Source organism: Peribacillus sp. TH14 (genome assembly GCF_016651145.1).
In the GTDB taxonomy this organism is placed as follows: Bacteria; Bacillota; Bacilli; order Bacillales; family DSM-1321; genus Peribacillus; species Peribacillus butanolivorans.
This window is the reverse complement of the sequence record NZ_JAEKEK010000001.1, coordinates 1,076,290-1,091,904: the sequence shown is the minus strand read 5'-3', so window position 1 is coordinate 1,091,904 and position 15,615 is coordinate 1,076,290. Positions and strand designations below refer to the sequence as shown.

Here is a 15,615-nt window from a genome sequence, read left to right as displayed (position 1 = left end):
CCATTGGCTGAAGCTAAAAACTATCAAAAACAAAAACGAAAAGTGGCTATCCTACACGAAAAAATTTCAAATGCCCGAATGGATTACTTACATAAAGTTTCTACCAAAATCATCAAAAACCACGATGTTATTGGAATGGAAGACTTGCAAGTGTCGAATATGATGAAAAATCACAAACTAGCTAAAGCTATTAGTGAAGTATCTTGGTACCAATTCAAAAAAATGTTGGAATACAAAGCAAACTGGTATGGTAAACAAATCGTGACCGTATCTAAAACGTTTGCTTCTAGCCAATTGTGTTCTAGCTGCGGTTACCAAAATAAAGACGTTAAACATCTGAATCTTCGTGAATGGGATTGTCCTTTTTGTTCTACTCACCACGATCGAGATATTAACGCAGGACTCAATCTAATGAATGAAGCCATAAGGCTTCTAACCGTAGGAACTACGGGAGTAGCCTAATTAAAAATTGGCCGATAGGCTAATGTTCTTAGGAATCCCCCACTTCAATCAGACCGTAAGGTCGATAAGTGGTGGGTAGTTCAAATAGGAATTCCTGTGTCGATTTATATATAAGCCGATTTCCTTAAGTTTAAGAATCATCGGCTCCTATTTTTTTAGATAGGGTTGCGTAGCGTCAGGCTATTCTCTTGGCAAGGTATTAGATTGCTTCACTTCCATTTGAATGGACTGGAAGGGTTCTTTTCCAAAGAAAGCTTGAGCTCTTTTAGCCATTTCATTTAACATCACGTCATTTTCAATTAATTCCCCCCTTATACGGTCTATCAATTGTAGGGCGTTTGGTCCTGTGACTTGCTTTGCTACACGCTCAAGGAGAACTTTCGTATCAACTGAATATTTTTGTGCGAAGCTGTGACACATCACCATATTTTTCCGAAGTGCATAAGAATATTCACTTGTAAAAGCCCTTCGGATGCATCCTCGTGTCCCGGCGTAACCGTATGAAATCTCGGAAGCGGCCCGATAAAAAAGAACCATTCCATCCGCGTGACTGGATTCTGGGTGCAACCGAAGTTCACTTATCAACGAAATTAAATGTTGAACCACTATTTTAGCTGACTCCGTTGTTTTCCACCATTCCATCAAATGTTGGTGATCTTCCATACTTATTTCCATGGGTTGTGAATTAGGCAATATGCTCTTCTCTCCTTCCTATAGACGTGGGATTGCTTGAATATTCTGGATTCTTGCACGACTGATCTTCCATTCAGGTCCAAGAAAGGCTTTGCCGAGACGTATCGCTTCTTTGATTGATTCTGCGATTTGGCGGTTTAAATATCTACTTTGTTCAATCAAATAAAAAGTGTCCGGCTTCGCACCTTTTACTGCTAGTTCAAAATTAGGGTTTAATTGTTTTTCGCTAATACGTAGTGTATCCAGTTCAAACACAAGCATATCCTTTGCAAGAGAAATGGATTCTCCTTGATGTATCCTCATGATTGTTCCACGTACTGCATCAAATCCGTAGCCAATATCAGCTACTGAAGCGTGGTAAGGATTAAGCCCTGGTGCAGTCCGGATGGATGGAATATCTCGAAATCCTGTGGTAATGGAACAGACAACTTCTTTAGCAGCTAGACCTTTTTCTAAGGTATTATCAATGGCTTCAAGATAAAAATCCCTTTGATTGGAATTCATCCCCGTAAAAGTAGATGTCATTCATTTGTTTCCTCCTTAGCATTATATGAATAGGATTTTAAATCCTAAATCTTGAAACTAATGATCTTGCTCTACTGTTAAGAAATATACTCCCTTGAATAAGATTATATTTCAATGTATTCAAAAATAATTAGTCGGAAGTTTTTGAGTCAACTGGACTAGATTTAAAACAAAATAGCAGACCATGCCCTTTTTTCAGCACTACCCAAAAAGAAAAAAGCCTTGCAGAAGTTCTGGATTGGTTACCCGCCTGCAAGGCTTTTCTTTTACTCAAAATATGTATGTGAATGTAAATTTTTTATATCAATTTACATTCAGTATTCTTCTTTGCTATTCATTCTTTATGTGTCATATCAGAATGATAACAAGTTCATGGTCACTCTTATTCTAATCCGAATTACCACACACGCAAGCTCGGAGACAGGGAGTAGTTGCTTGAAAAAATTAATTTTTATAGGGCTGAATTAAGAAGAGTTGTAACAAGATATCATTCAAAAGTACTTCTTATATTTCTTTAATTTATAGATGACTGTAGGCTGGCTAACTCCCAAATATTCTGCCATTTCGTAAGTGGTTTTACATTGTTTGTATGCTTTAGTAATCAGTTGTAATTCAACCTTTTCTAAAGTCTTCTTTAGATCGTGATTCTCGTCTGATTCCTGCTCGATTGTTTGGGAAGAGGAATTTTCTGTTTGTTCTATTTGTCCTGTGATGGCTTGGGGAAGGTGTTTGGGAAATATAATGGGTTCCTCAATGATCAGAATTAACTGTTCAATTAAATTTTCTAATTCGCGTATATTTCCTGGCCATTGATAATGAGTCAATACTTCATAAGTCGTTGGATGGAATTTTTTTAATTTCTGGTATTTATCATTTGTTTTCTGTAAGTAATGTTGAATTAAGAGCGGTATATCTTCTTTACGTTCATGTAATGCAGGAATTTGGATAGGTATCACATTCAAACGATAAAACAAGTCTAATCTAAACTTTCCCTCACTTACCATCCCCTTCAAATCCTGATTTGTTGCTGCGATTAGCCGGAAGTTAATAAGGCTTTCTTTTTTTCCACCGATGCGCTTTATTTTTTTTTCTTGTAACACTTTCAATAATTTAGCCTGCATGGCAAGTGGAAGTTCCCCGATTTCATCTAAAAAAAGAGTACCACTGTCAGCTTGTTCAATCAGCCCCTGCATTCCTTGTTTGTTTGCTCCTGTAAAAGAACCTGGTTCATAGCCAAATATCTCTGATTCAAACAAACTTTCCGGTATTGTGCTGCAATTCACCTCAATAAAGGGTTCTTTCCTTCGATTGCTTTGATTATGAACAGAGCGTGCAAATGTACTTTTCCCTACCCCTGATGGTCCTAATAAAAGAATCGTGGCATCTGTTTTAGCAACATTGTGGATCGTTTTTAAAATCTGCTTGGTTGCATTACTTCTAGCAATCATATCGTGGTAATCTAGTTCTTTTTCCCTTAAATCCTCGACTTCTGTTTGATAGCCTTTTACTATTCGTTGTAATTGCTCGTATTGTTCCTGCAATTGCAATATCTCGGTTTGATCCTGGCCATAGCTAATTACCCTAACGAGAAGGCCTTCTTTATTAAAAATGGGATAGCCTGTTGACATGACAACATGCCCTGTTTGTGTATGCTGCATAATACGCATCGCTTTTTTTTCTTTTAAAACGAGTGCATTGATAGATGGTGTGAGAAGTCCCTCTTTTTCTAATTGATATACAGATGTACCGATGTATGAGGCAGGTTCCATACCATAAATCTCCCAGAGTTTTGGATTGGAGTATAAAATGATACCTTTTTCGTCTGTAATTGTAATGTTATTATTCGATGTTTCGATAATTTTTTTTAACTCCTGCTCAAGCATTCTATCATCCAATACGTTCGCCTCCTTTTATTTTTATAGGTGTTGATTAAAATATTAATCGAAAAGAGCGAATAATCAAAAATTAAATTAGGGAATTAGGATTTGATTTAATTTTAAATCAAATGCTTATAAAAAAATAGCTAAAATCGTCGTAATTATCTGAAAAAAGTTGGCGCGAATCTTGCTTAAGTAATAGGTAAGATGAAAATTATGAAAAACATGGGGGTGTTTACTATGCTGTAGCAAATATCCAGTACATATTGCCAGTGCGTCTACAATAGTTTTCACACGTGAGGGTCTCAAATACGGCGTTCTAATTAAGTCTACAAAAATAGTTGCAATAGAAAAAACAGGTGCTTGAGCACATGGTAATACTTTTAATCGATAGATTTACTATGACAATCTGAGAGTGTTCCTTCCTAGCTAACCGTAAAGTATATTTTAAAAATCACATTAGAATATATGCCAAGGTTGTGGCAGGAATGGAATTTGTAATTATACAAATATAGTAGGAATTTAGGAGGATATTACATGATGAAGTATCAACCGAAGGACTCATTCAAATCACCCCGTTTTTGTGGAGTGCGCACATTTATGCGGCTTCCATTTGTTGAACAGCTAGATGAACATATGGATTTTGTCATTACGGGTATTCCATTTGATTCAGGGCAATCATTTAGAACGGGGGCAAGATTTGGCCCAGAAGCTATTCGCGATTTTTCGATTCTTTTGCGTCCTTATAACCCTGAACAGGATATTAACATTTTTGATTATATTTCAGGGATTGATTATGGGGATATTCCAATCATTCCGGGCTATATTTCTGAAACATATAAAAAGATTGAAGAAGAACTTACTCCTGTTATTGAAAAAGGGATCATTCCTATTTCATTAGGAGGCGATCATTCTATTACTCTAGGAGAGTTACGCGCAATCGTAAAAAAACATGGGCCAGTTGCCCTGCTTCAATTCGATGCCCACTCCGATACATGGGATAGCTATTTTGATCAAAAATATAATCATGGAACCGTTTTTCGCCGCGCAATAGAAGAAGGTCTCATAGATGTATCTAGATCTCTTCAAATTGGAATGAGGGGCGGTCTGTACGGACCGGAGGATCTTCAGGATGCTCGGGATTTAGGCTTAGGCGTTTATACGACGAACGATTATAAACGAATGGGTGTTGAGAAAATGCTAGAGGTCATTCATGAGCGAGTAGCAAATGGCCCTGTCTTTTTATCCTTTGATATTGATTTTCTAGATCCTGTTTATGCACCTGGAACGGGGACACCGGAAGTTTCAGGGGCCAACATTGATGATGCTTTAACCTTTGTAAGAGGATTGACGAATATAGATTTTGTAGGATTTGACCTTGTTGAGGTTTTACCTGCATACGATCACGGACAAATCACCGCTGCCGCCGCCGCTAATATTGTCTATGAGTTCATCACACTTATTGCTCTTGCAAAAAAAGAAAAAATGGAGAAAAAAGAGAGAGTGGAAGATTTGGAAACACAGCTTAACAAATGATTTCCTTTTCAAATGGATGGAAGGAATCAGTGGAAATGCCATTCCTTCCATCTTTAAAACACAGCGATATATTAAACCAAACAACCGCAAAAGGAGATGTGTAAATGCATATTTTGGATATAACGATCATGATTCTATATTTTTCTGTTTTAATCATTGTAGGAGTAATTGGATCTAAACGGGCAAAAACAGCAGATGATTTCATTGTAGCTGGGCGTAATCTAGGGCATTTTATGTATTTATCATGTTTAGCTGCTGTAATATTAGGGGGCGCTTCTACTTTAGGAACAGCAAAGTTAGGTTATCAGTTTGGAATATCCGGTATTTGGCTAGTGGTAATGATCGGGCTAGGCATTATCGCAATAGGGTTATTTTTAACAAATAAGATATTTGATTTAAAAGTTTTGACGATTAGTGAAATGTTGGAGAAGCGTTACAATTCACAAACACGATTGATCAGTGCCTTAGTCTCGGTTATCTATACATTTATGTTGACTGTAACGCAAGTGATTGGAATGGGGACGATTTTACATGTTTTGGCTGGTTGGAATTTAACAATTTCCATGATAGTCGGGGGTGGAATCGTTTTATTTTATACAATATTAGGAGGAATGTGGTCAGTCACTATGACTGATGTAGTGCAATTCGTCATTATGACGATCGGTATTTTCTTTATCATGCTTCCAATGAGCATCTCTAAGGCAGGAGGGTGGGGCTCACTTAAAGAGAATCTCCCTGCATCACATTTCGAGTTAGGCAACATTGGCGGAGAGACAATTTTTCAATATTTTTTACTATTTACCTTAGGGGTAGTTGTGGGTCAAGATATTTGGCAGCGTCTTTTTACCGCACGAACCAAAGCGATTTCTCGTGGCGGAACGGTTGGAGCAGGAATATATAGTGTTTTTTACGCGATTGCAATCAGTATCATTGGAATGTGCGCTTTTATTATCCTTCCTAATTTAGGCGATCCACAAAATGCTTTTACTAGTATAGCAATGGAAACTTTACCTGCGGGTCTATTAGGTGTTGTCATTGCAAGTGTGGTCTCCGCTCTTATGTCCACTGCTTCAGGAACATTGCTTGCTTCATCTACTTTAGTTGTTAATGACATCATTAAAAAATATATCGGTCCAGGAATGAGTGAACGTCAATTTTTAAAAACATCTCGGATTACAACTTTAACGATTGGTGTATTGACCATAATCGTTTCGATATGGATTCAAGACATTTTAGTTGCATTAGATGTAGCTTACGCAATTTTATCCGGTGCTGTGTTCTTTCCGATCATTCTTGGATTCTTTTGGAAGAGAGTCACGGCTACAGCTGCATTTTACTCCATTCTAGCTAGTATGATCGTTATTATTGTGGGATTGGTGATTAATGGGCCGTCCTCCACTCAACCAATTCTGTACGGGCTCGCTACTAGTTTTGTGGTTATTACAATACTTACTTTAATGAGTTCCAAGAATGAAATAAATCAAGATGTAAAAGGTAATGACGACGTGGATACCATAGCTAATTGATGATACACCCAAACGAGCAAAAAATGATTTAAGGGGGAAAGAAAAATGACAAAGACAATTTCCTTGGAACCAGCAACATTCAATACATTGGTAGAAGAACGTAATCATCGGAAAGAAAGATTGGCAGCTTCATTCCGTCTTTTTTCAAAATTTGGTTTCGACGAGGGGATAGCTGGACATATTACGGTTCGTGATCCTAAATATACAGACCATTTCTGGGTCAATCCGTTTGGGATGCATTTTAGTCAAATTTCCGTTTCAGATCTTATATTGGTTAATCATAAAGGTGATATTGTAGAGGGTGAACATTCAGTGAATGGTGCTGCCTTTGCCATTCATTCAGAAATTCATAAAGCTCGACCGGATGCCATTGCAGCGGCACATGCTCATTCGGTCTATGGAAAGACATGGTCTTCTTTAGGGAGATTACTAGATCCGATTACGCAAGACGCCTGCCAATTCTATAATGACCATGCATTATTTGATGATTTTACTGGTGTGGTGTATGCATCTGAAGAAGGGAAACGCATCGCTAGGGCTCTAGGTCAATACAAAGCTGTCATTCTCCGCAACCATGGGCTGTTAACAGTGGGCCAATCTGTAGACTCAGCTGCTTGGTGGTTCATAACCATGGAACGTTCATGTCAAGCACAGATTATGGCTGAATCTGTAGGTAAGCCCATTTTTATAGAAGAGGAGTATGCCAAATTAACAGCAGAACAAACGGGAACTGAATATGAGGGATGGCTGAGTTTTCAACCTCTTTGGGATAGAATTAGAAAAGAGCAACCAGATTTCTTGAAGTGAACATAAAAAGTAATTCCGGAAAGAAGATAAAAAGAATCTAACGGTGAAGTCCTTGGTTGGGCTTCACCTATTGTAATGAAGATGGAATGAATTAGAAGAAGAATTCAAATTCACAGATTGCCGCCCCTGCAATGAATAAAAAAGGAATCAAGAGGTTCTTGAGGAGGTTTAATAATGCCCAGTTCTAAGAAAGCAGCTCCTTCACTTTATGTAAGGGTCGATATACCGGAAAAATACATAAACAAGTTTAAAGAGATTTGTTCTGAAGTTGTTGTCGAACCATGGGAATTCGGCGAACCTGAACCACAGGCAACTGTAGATTTATCAAAGTTCGATATCCTCTATACGTCGGGACTTCACGATAATCTTAACATACTTAAAAAGGCTCCAAAGATTAAATGGATCCATTCAGATAGTGCGGGAATGGAGGCCATGCTGAATGAAGACATTCAAAACAGCGATATCATCATCACCAATGTAAAAGGCTGCACGTCTGTTCCGATTGCCGAGCATACAATTGCCATGTTATCTTCGTTAGCGAGAGGTGTGCATACAATAATCCGAAATCAAATAAATAAAAATTGGGTTGAAATTCCTGTAACGGACCTTGAAAATGCAACAGTGGGCATAATCGGGTATGGTGACATTGGCTTTGAAATTGCAAAAAGATGTAAAGTACTTGGAATGAAAGTGATAGGATGTCGTCGGAACCCCGACAAAAGGAACAAAGAATATGAACCTGCTGATTTGATTATGGGCATGGATCAAGTGGATGAAGTACTTTCACTATCAGATTTTATTGTATTAGCTCTCCCATTTACCAAAGAGACCTCTTATTTTTTTAATAAAGAACGGTTAAATAAAATGAAAAAAGGTAGTTACTTAGTTAATGTTGGTCGCGGAAATACCATTGTCGATGGAGATTTAATTGAATGTTTGAGCAATGGGCACATAGCTGGTGCAGCACTTGATGTGTTTGAAGTAGAGCCTTTACCTAAAGATCATCCTTTTTGGCAGCTTGAAAATGTAATAGTTTCTCCACATAACGCATACAACTCTTCAAAACATCTAGATCGTGTGATGGAGTTATTTTTGCAAAATTTAAAGCTTTTTTCTGAGGGGAAGCCACTGATAAACGTCGTTCATAAACAACTGGGTTATTAGTAGTAATGGGCTCGTTGAAAAAAAATACCTTATAGATATTATTTTGAGGATATGAAAAATTCAAATTTTACATGTGAAACAAGAGTCATAAATGTGAGAGACTGCAAAAGCCTAGAACGCTTTGTGGTCTTTTTTATATTTTAGACCTTATGATCTAGTAATTTATTAATATATTGCATTTATGAAAGATAATATTTCAATATTGAAATATTACTAAAGGTGTTTAGACGTTTTATTAGTCTAATAGTCTGAAAAATCGATAAATAATATGATTATCAGTTTTGGCATGAATATTGCAACGTTCTAGTATAAATCCAATAAATGAGGTGAAGTCCATTGACCCGTTACGAATATGGCGGCGATGAGTTTATTTTTGTTGAATTAGCTGAGGCAATGAGTCTTGAAACGAATTTTAAAGCAATGGCAATTACTAAGGCGTTACGAGAAAAAAAGGTATCAGGAATACTGGATATTTGTCCTTCCAATGCTTCTTATATGATTCGGTTTAATCCAGATCTCATTCATCCAGATGATTTAATTTCAAAATTGAAAGAACTTGAACAAGATGTTACGTTGGAGAACTTTGAAATAACTGCACGTGCAGTTGATGTACCCATTTTATTTGAAGACCCTTGGACACATGAGGCATTAATGCGTTTTAGAGATCGACATCAGGACCCAACATCAACAGATATTGAATATGTGGCACATACAAATGGCTTTCAATCAAAAGAAGATTTAATTAAATCAATTACGGATGCCCCTTATCTTGTGTCGATGATAGGTTTTGTACCGGGGTTGCCATGGTGCTATCAAATGGTTCCAAACGAGAAGCAAATCGAAGCACCTAAATATGTCCGTCCTCGAACATTTACGCCAGAGAGAGCATTCGGATTCGGAGGTGCATTTGCTGTTATTTATCCGGTACAAGGTGCAGGTGGTTATCAATTGTTTGGAACTGCTGCAGCACCGATTTTTGAAAAAGAGCAGCGTTTACATGATTTTAAAGAGTCAATGACCTTCCCTAGACAAGGGGATGTTTTTAGATATCGAAGCATTTCGATGGAGGAATACGAAGATATTCGAAAACAAGTTGAAAATGGGGAATTCCGATATTTGACGAAGGATATCACCTTTAAACCGAAAGATGTTCTCGAAAATCCAAATGCGTTTTCAGAATCTGTGATAAGGAGGTTATATGCATGATTAAAGTTATTAATCCTGGACTTCAAACGACTATTCAAGATTATGGAAGAATTGGATTTTATGAAGTGGGGATGCCACCATCGGGAGCCATGGATAAATACTCATACAGAGCAAGCAACTTACTTGTTGGGAATGATGAAAATGCAGCTGTTCTCGAGATTACTTATATGGGGCCAGTCTTAGAATTTCAACAAGATGTAACCGTTGCTATTGCAGGAGGGGAAATACCGCCAAAGATTAATGATCAGTATGTTCCAATGTGGGAAACTTTAGAAGTTAAGGCTGGAGATGTGCTGTCATTTGATTTTGTTAAACAAGGAGCCCGGGTGTATTTAGCGGTAGCTGGCGGAATTGAAGTGCCGCTTATTATGGAATCACGGTCCACATATACTTTGTGCGGAATTGGAGGTTTCGAAGGAAGGCCACTCCAAGGTGGGGACCATTTGAAAATCGGTAATGCTAACCAATCAAAGATTGCGATTGGAACACGGATAAGTGATGAATTGATTCCGGTCTTCTCAAAAACGAATGAGATTCGTGTTGTTGTAGGATTGTGCAGTTATCGCCTGACTGAAGAAAGTAAAAAACGCTTTTTCTCCATCGATTGGACGGTTACAACGGAAGCAAACCGTGTTGGCTACCGTTTTAAAGGGGAGCGTTTGAATTTCGTAGAGCGTGAACAACCATTTGGTGCCGGTAGCAACCCTTCAAATGTGGTTGATCTAGGGTATCCAATCGGATCCATTCAAGTACCAGATGGTGTCGAACCGATTGCTTTGTTAAACGATGCTGTGACAGGTGGAGGCTATGCGACGATTTGTACAATTATTAGTACGGATTTAGACAAAATGGCTCAAATTAAAACAAATGAGAAGGTTCGGTTTGTTGCTGTTGATATTAATGAAGCCCTTGAGGCGAGAAAATTATACAAAGATAAAATCAATCAAATGAAAAAACAAGTATTAGGACAAATAGGGGGAATCAATCATGGCTGAACAAAAAACAGTTCTATCACCAATCCCAGGAGTATTTTATCGCAAACCAGCTCCTGATAAAGACGTGTACGTAAAAGAAGGAAATACAGTTAAGACAGGCGATGTTCTTGCTATGGTGGAAGTTATGAAAAACTTCTATGAAATTAAAGCAGAAACAGATGGGGTTCTTGCGCAATTCTTTGTTGAGGACGAGGACCTTCTAGACGCTGGACAGGAAATAGCGGTAATCATTGAACAGTAATCATTTTTGTGGAAGGAAGGAGGAAAAGTAAATGGGCTATTTTAAAAAGGTGCTGATTGCAAACAGAGGGGAAATTGCTAGGAGAATTATTCGTACATGTAATAAGGAAGGCATTCAAACAGTCGCTGTCTATTCCGAAGCCGATGCAGAGGCTCCTTATGTCAGTGAAGCGACTGAAGCTGTATGCATAGGTCCGGCTCAAGCGAAAAAGAGTTATCTTGATATTGAAAAAGTGATTCAGGTAGCAAAAGAAACACATGCCGATGCTATTCATCCTGGGTATGGATTCTTATCTGAAAATCCGGAATTTGTACGCAGATGTGAGGAAGAAAACATTGTCTTTATCGGTCCCTCTGCGGAAACAATACATATTATGGGCAGTAAGCTTGAAGCTCGTACCCAAATGCAAAAGGCGGGCGTAAGGGTTGTGCCAGGTACGGATAAAAGCATTGAGTCAGTTGACGAAGCATTGCTGATTGCGAACGATCTTGGTTACCCGCTCATGTTAAAAGCTAGCGCCGGTGGTGGTGGTATTGGGATGCAGCTTGTTCAAAATGATGCCGAGCTAATAAAAGTGTTTGATGCGACGAAGCAACAAGCTACTTCATTTTTTAAGGATGGAACTGTCTTTTTAGAAAAATGGATTTCAAAACCCCGCCATATTGAAGTGCAAATTGTCGCTGATACATACGGAAATGTCTTACATTTATTTGAACGGGAATGTTCAGTCCAGCGCCGAAATCAAAAGGTGATAGAAGAAAGCCCTTCACCATTTCTAAATGATACCCTTAGAAAAGAATTGTTAGATGCAGCCATTCGAGGTGTAAAACAAATAGACTATACAAATGTAGGCACAATGGAATTCATTTTTGATGAAAATCAAAACTTCTATTTTCTTGAAATGAATACTCGTCTGCAAGTAGAACACCCAGTAACTGAAGAAATAACGGGACTGGATTTAGTTGAACTACAGTTAAAAATTGCTGCAAAGGAAAAACTGACAATCACACAGGAAGAGATAAACAAAACAGGACACGCGATTGAATGCAGACTTTATGCAGAGGATCCTAATACTTTCTTTCCTAGTCCTGGAGTAATTTCTAGGTTGAAATTACCTGAAAACGATGTAAGGTTCGATTTTGGCATCATTGAAGGCAGTGCGGTGACCCCTTTTTATGATCCGATGATCGGTAAAATTATTGTACACGGCATCACACGTGATCAAGCAATCGAAAAAATGCAGCGAGTCCTTGATGAGATTGACGTACAGGGAGTTAAAACAAACCTCATGCTTTTAAAACAAATCATGAAAAATAACCAGTTTATACGTGGTAATTATACGACTCAATTTTTGGCAGAAAATAAAATTCAAGTGCTTGAGGGGTGAAAACAATGTTTAAGGTAGATTTGAACTGTGATATGGGTGAAAGCTTCGGTCTTTATGAATTAGGTAATGATGAAGAATTAATGCAGTCCATTACCTCGGCTAATATTGCATGTGGTTTTCATGCCGGAGATCCCCATGTTATGAGAAAAACAGTGGAACTAGCAAAGAAATATGATGTTGGGATTGGTGCGCATCCAGGGTTTCCTGATTTATTGGGCTTCGGTCGTCGCTTCATGACCTGTACACCCTTAGAAATTAAAGACTATGTGATGTATCAAGTAGGTGCTTTAAGAGAATTCAGTGCTGCAGCAGATGTCAAAATCCAGCATTGTAAACCACACGGAGCTTTATTTATGAAAGCAATGGAAGATAAGACTATAGCACGAGCAATATTAGAAGCAATTCATGCTATCGATCCAAATATGGTCATATTTGCACTTAGCCAATCTGAAGTGATGGAAGAAGCGATAAAAATGGGTGTCCCTGTTGCAAAAGAAGCTTATGCTGACCGGGAGCATACTGAAAGCGGGTCCATTTTGTTAACGAGAACAGGCGCACAAATCAATGATTATGAAGAAATGGCGCAGCGAGTTGTTCGTATGGTCAAAGAAGGAAGAGTCATCACACACGATGGAAAAGATGTTTCCATTAAAGCAGAGACCATTTGTATTCATGGAGATACACCAGGAGCGCCGACTCTGGCTAAAAAGGTTGTAGAAGCTTTAAAAGAGGGCGGCGTCGAGATTGTACCTATTAAAAAGATTATCTAGTAAGGTACTGGTCCTAAAATGTATATTGGTATAGTAGTTGGCCTCTAAATATTGAACTATGCTCTTTAAAAAGGATTTATAGATTAGTCGACTAGTAGATGACTCCGGTATTGAATGCCGGAGTCATTCTGTTTAGCCCCCAATATAACGAATTGTATTGTAATTGTATTCCTCTAGACACTCTTCAATTAATTTGTAAACTTCTCAAACTAAGCCCTAGCTCTTTCACTTGTCGTTGGAATTTCAGATACTTAATAAAAGATATAATTGACCTAATAATCAAAATTATATATATATTAAAATACTTCTGAATTCATATCCTTATCTATAAAAAGTATAATAAAATAAAGATTTAGTTATCGGGAGGGGTGAGTAAGTTGATTATTTGGAACGATATTCTTAAACCGATTTCAGTATATGTTAATATTCAGAGCACTATTGGATCTGTCATTCAAAAATTATCAGATCATAAAGCGAATATTGTGTTTGTAAAGGATAAGGGGTCTTTAGTGGGCTATAGCACAATGGAGATTCTAATGCACCAAATTGCTCAAAAGGAAGACTTATCACAGCCGATTAGCTATAAAAATGATATTTTAAAAGTCCCACAGTTCACGCCTGTTGAATTTTTCCATAACGTTTCTCTGATTATAGGGGAAGATGCTAATGGAGAAATTGTCGGCTACACTACAATTGAACAAGCACGGAATAAAATCAGTGAGTTGAATTTGAAGGATTTAAATCTCCTTTTACATGGAGCTGGAGTAGGAATTGTCCGAACAAATATCGATTATCAAATAGAATACATTAATGAAACAGCAGAAAGTATTTTAGGTCTTCACCGTTCATTTTTACAGTTTCGAGACTATAAAATGCTTTTAACTATCGATAAAAATCTTGATAGAGTCATGACTGGGGAAACTCTTATAAATGTGAACGCCTCTATTAACTTTAAACATACAGTAGGGAATTTTTACCCCTTAAGAATGGAAGATAAAATAAAAGGACTCATACATATTTTTTTCTCGCGTGAAGTTTTCGAGGATTCTGTTAAAGAATTAGATTTTGTTCGAAATCTGAACTCTGATTTACAAACGGTTTATGCTTCTTCCCAGGAACAAATACTCGTCATTGACGAAAGCGGCAAAATCATTCGAGTAGCGGGTATGTTTCTTCACGATTTTTGGAAAGTGGATAATCCAGAAAACATAATTGGTAAGCATATAAGTGAGTTTACTAGAAAAAACATTTTTCAGCCTAATGTTTTTGAACTATGCAAGAAACAAATGAAAAAGGTTACATCGATTCAGGATTCCATGGGGAAAAGTAGAGTCTGGTCGGTCGCAACCCCGGTATACCACGAAGGGAAATTAGAAAAAGTAGTTGTACTTTCAAGGGACATTACACAAGAAAGATCCTCAATTTTAGATCAATCGGACGAAGGTTTTCAACCGCTACAAGATCATGATGATTTAAACATTAACGAAAAACAACTTGTTTATCGTTCGAAAACAATTGAGCGCTTAGTAGTAGAGATAAAGAGAGTAGCCCAATTTAATTCGACAATTTTACTCGAAGGTGAATCCGGTGTTGGGAAAGAAGTATTTGTTCACCATATCCATTCAGCCAGTCCAAGGAGTAACAAGCAGCTAGTTAGGATTAACTGCGGTGCAATTCCAGAGAATCTCATAGAAAGTGAATTGTTCGGTTATGAGAAAGGGGCATTTACTGGTGCAGATAAAAATGGGAAAGCAGGCTTGTTTGAGATTGCTGATAACAGCACGCTTTTTCTCGATGAAATTGGTGAACTCCCTTTAAATATGCAAGTGAAGCTATTACGTGTGTTGCAGGAACGAGAAGTGACTAGAATTGGCGGGACCCAGCCGAAACCTGTAAATGTTCGAATTATAACGGCAACGAATAAGGATTTACGAGAGTTGGTGAACCAAGGTGAATTCAGGGAGGATTTATACTACCGATTATATGTTATTCCATTTAGTATTCCGCCATTACGTGAGCGAAAAGAAGATATCTTTCCCTTGGCCATTTATTTTCTGGAACAATTTAAAAAAATGTATGATATCAAGAAAAGCTTCACCCCAGAAGCTATTGAAGTTTTAGAGACATATGCATGGCCGGGAAATGTAAGAGAACTTCAAAATATAGTGGAGCGATTAACGTTATTAGGCGAGGGAGAATGGATAAAACGAGAACATGCATTGAAATTTCTGTACGGGGAAGTTCAAAAAAAGAAAACACAACTAATGGTTTTAGAAATAATGCCACTTAAAGAAGCGGTAGAAGAATTAGAAACTCAACTTATTCAAAGAGGGATGCAAAAATACGGCACTGCCGATAAATTATCTAAAGTACTAGGTGTTAGTCCTGCGACAATAAGCAGGCGGATGAAAAAGTTGAAATAATAA

General features: G+C 37.7%; 14 protein-coding genes. 11 read left to right on the top strand and 3 right to left on the bottom strand.

Going from position 1 to position 15,615, the window contains the following annotated elements:
* Positions 1-3: 3 nt before the first annotated feature.
* Positions 4-462, top strand: a complete 459-nt coding sequence (locus JFU50_RS31930; protein ID WP_446728135.1) for an RNA-guided endonuclease TnpB family protein — start codon at positions 4-6, stop codon at positions 460-462.
* Positions 463-642: 180 nt separating this feature from the next.
* On the opposite strand, the gene JFU50_RS05415 is transcribed toward JFU50_RS31930, so the two are convergent.
* From JFU50_RS05415 to JFU50_RS05405, 3 genes are all read right to left on the bottom strand, one after another.
* A complete protein-coding gene (locus tag JFU50_RS05415) occupies positions 643-1,155 on the bottom strand; it encodes a hypothetical protein (RefSeq protein ID WP_242485327.1) in 513 nt (170 codons plus the stop codon).
* 18 nt (positions 1,156-1,173) lie between these two features.
* Positions 1,174-1,680: a hypothetical protein gene (locus JFU50_RS05410; protein ID WP_201182494.1), complete on the bottom strand. Its 507-nt coding sequence runs from the start codon at positions 1,678-1,680 to the stop codon at positions 1,174-1,176.
* A 491-nt stretch (positions 1,681-2,171) separates the two neighbouring features.
* Positions 2,172-3,563 (bottom strand): sigma-54 interaction domain-containing protein, encoded by a 1,392-nt coding sequence (locus JFU50_RS05405; protein ID WP_201225017.1) that lies wholly within the window; start codon positions 3,561-3,563, stop codon positions 2,172-2,174.
* 531 nt (positions 3,564-4,094) lie between these two features.
* On the opposite strand from JFU50_RS05405, the gene speB reads away from it, so the two are divergent.
* The 10 genes from speB (at position 4,095) to JFU50_RS05355 (ending at position 15,612) form a co-directional block, all read left to right on the top strand.
* Complete coding sequence (gene speB / locus JFU50_RS05400) at positions 4,095-5,093, top strand: agmatinase (RefSeq protein WP_201221981.1); 999 nt, start codon at positions 4,095-4,097, stop codon at positions 5,091-5,093.
* 104 nt (positions 5,094-5,197) lie between these two features.
* Complete coding sequence (locus JFU50_RS05395) at positions 5,198-6,619, top strand: sodium:solute symporter (RefSeq protein WP_057218010.1); 1,422 nt, start codon at positions 5,198-5,200, stop codon at positions 6,617-6,619.
* Positions 6,620-6,664: 45 nt separating this feature from the next.
* Positions 6,665-7,426 carry a class II aldolase/adducin family protein gene (locus JFU50_RS05390; protein ID WP_201182492.1) on the top strand — a complete coding sequence of 254 codons (762 nt, stop codon included), beginning with the start codon at positions 6,665-6,667 and terminating at the stop codon, positions 7,424-7,426.
* A gap of 174 nt (positions 7,427-7,600) precedes the next feature.
* Positions 7,601-8,590, top strand: a complete 990-nt coding sequence (locus JFU50_RS05385; protein WP_201182490.1) for a D-2-hydroxyacid dehydrogenase — start codon at positions 7,601-7,603, stop codon at positions 8,588-8,590.
* Between the two features lie 336 nt (positions 8,591-8,926).
* Positions 8,927-9,796 carry a 5-oxoprolinase subunit B family protein gene (locus tag JFU50_RS05380; RefSeq protein WP_201221979.1) on the top strand — a complete coding sequence of 290 codons (870 nt, stop codon included), beginning with the start codon at positions 8,927-8,929 and terminating at the stop codon, positions 9,794-9,796.
* The gene (locus tag JFU50_RS05375) at positions 9,793-10,791 is read left to right on the top strand and encodes a 5-oxoprolinase subunit C family protein (protein WP_201182486.1); all 999 of its coding nucleotides are present in this window, start codon (positions 9,793-9,795) and stop codon (positions 10,789-10,791) included. Before JFU50_RS05380 ends, JFU50_RS05375 begins: the two co-directional genes overlap by 4 nt.
* Complete coding sequence (locus tag JFU50_RS05370; protein WP_053344618.1) at positions 10,784-11,032, top strand: acetyl-CoA carboxylase; 249 nt, start codon at positions 10,784-10,786, stop codon at positions 11,030-11,032. Before JFU50_RS05375 ends, JFU50_RS05370 begins: the two co-directional genes overlap by 8 nt.
* Positions 11,033-11,063: 31 nt before the next feature.
* Complete coding sequence (locus JFU50_RS05365; protein ID WP_201221977.1) at positions 11,064-12,419, top strand: acetyl-CoA carboxylase biotin carboxylase subunit; 1,356 nt, start codon at positions 11,064-11,066, stop codon at positions 12,417-12,419.
* 5 nt (positions 12,420-12,424) lie between these two features.
* A complete protein-coding gene (locus tag JFU50_RS05360) occupies positions 12,425-13,189 on the top strand; it encodes a LamB/YcsF family protein (protein ID WP_201182482.1) in 765 nt (254 codons plus the stop codon).
* 368 nt (positions 13,190-13,557) lie between these two features.
* Entirely contained in the window at positions 13,558-15,612 is a 2,055-nt protein-coding gene (locus JFU50_RS05355; RefSeq protein WP_342214683.1) for a sigma-54 interaction domain-containing protein, read from the top strand.
* The last annotated feature ends 3 nt before the right edge of the window (positions 15,613-15,615 follow it).

Bases quoted from the DNA above. Each gene is read 5' to 3' on its own strand.
- JFU50_RS05410 (WP_201182494.1), bottom strand. From the start codon at position 1,680: ATGACATCTACTTTTACGGGGATGAATTCCAATCAAAGGGATTTTTAT.
- JFU50_RS05405 (WP_201225017.1), bottom strand. From the start codon at position 3,563: ATGCTTGAGCAGGAGTTAAAAAAAATTATCGAAACATCGAATAATAAC.
- speB (WP_201221981.1), top strand. From the start codon at position 4,095: ATGATGAAGTATCAACCGAAGGACTCATTCAAATCACCCCGTTTTTGT.
- JFU50_RS05395 (WP_057218010.1), top strand. From the start codon at position 5,198: ATGCATATTTTGGATATAACGATCATGATTCTATATTTTTCTGTTTTA.
- JFU50_RS05390 (WP_201182492.1), top strand. From the start codon at position 6,665: ATGACAAAGACAATTTCCTTGGAACCAGCAACATTCAATACATTGGTA.
- JFU50_RS05385 (WP_201182490.1), top strand. From the start codon at position 7,601: ATGCCCAGTTCTAAGAAAGCAGCTCCTTCACTTTATGTAAGGGTCGAT.
- JFU50_RS05375 (WP_201182486.1), top strand. From the start codon at position 9,793: ATGATTAAAGTTATTAATCCTGGACTTCAAACGACTATTCAAGATTAT.
- JFU50_RS05370 (WP_053344618.1), top strand. From the start codon at position 10,784: ATGGCTGAACAAAAAACAGTTCTATCACCAATCCCAGGAGTATTTTAT.
- JFU50_RS05365 (WP_201221977.1), top strand. From the start codon at position 11,064: ATGGGCTATTTTAAAAAGGTGCTGATTGCAAACAGAGGGGAAATTGCT.
- JFU50_RS05360 (WP_201182482.1), top strand. From the start codon at position 12,425: ATGTTTAAGGTAGATTTGAACTGTGATATGGGTGAAAGCTTCGGTCTT.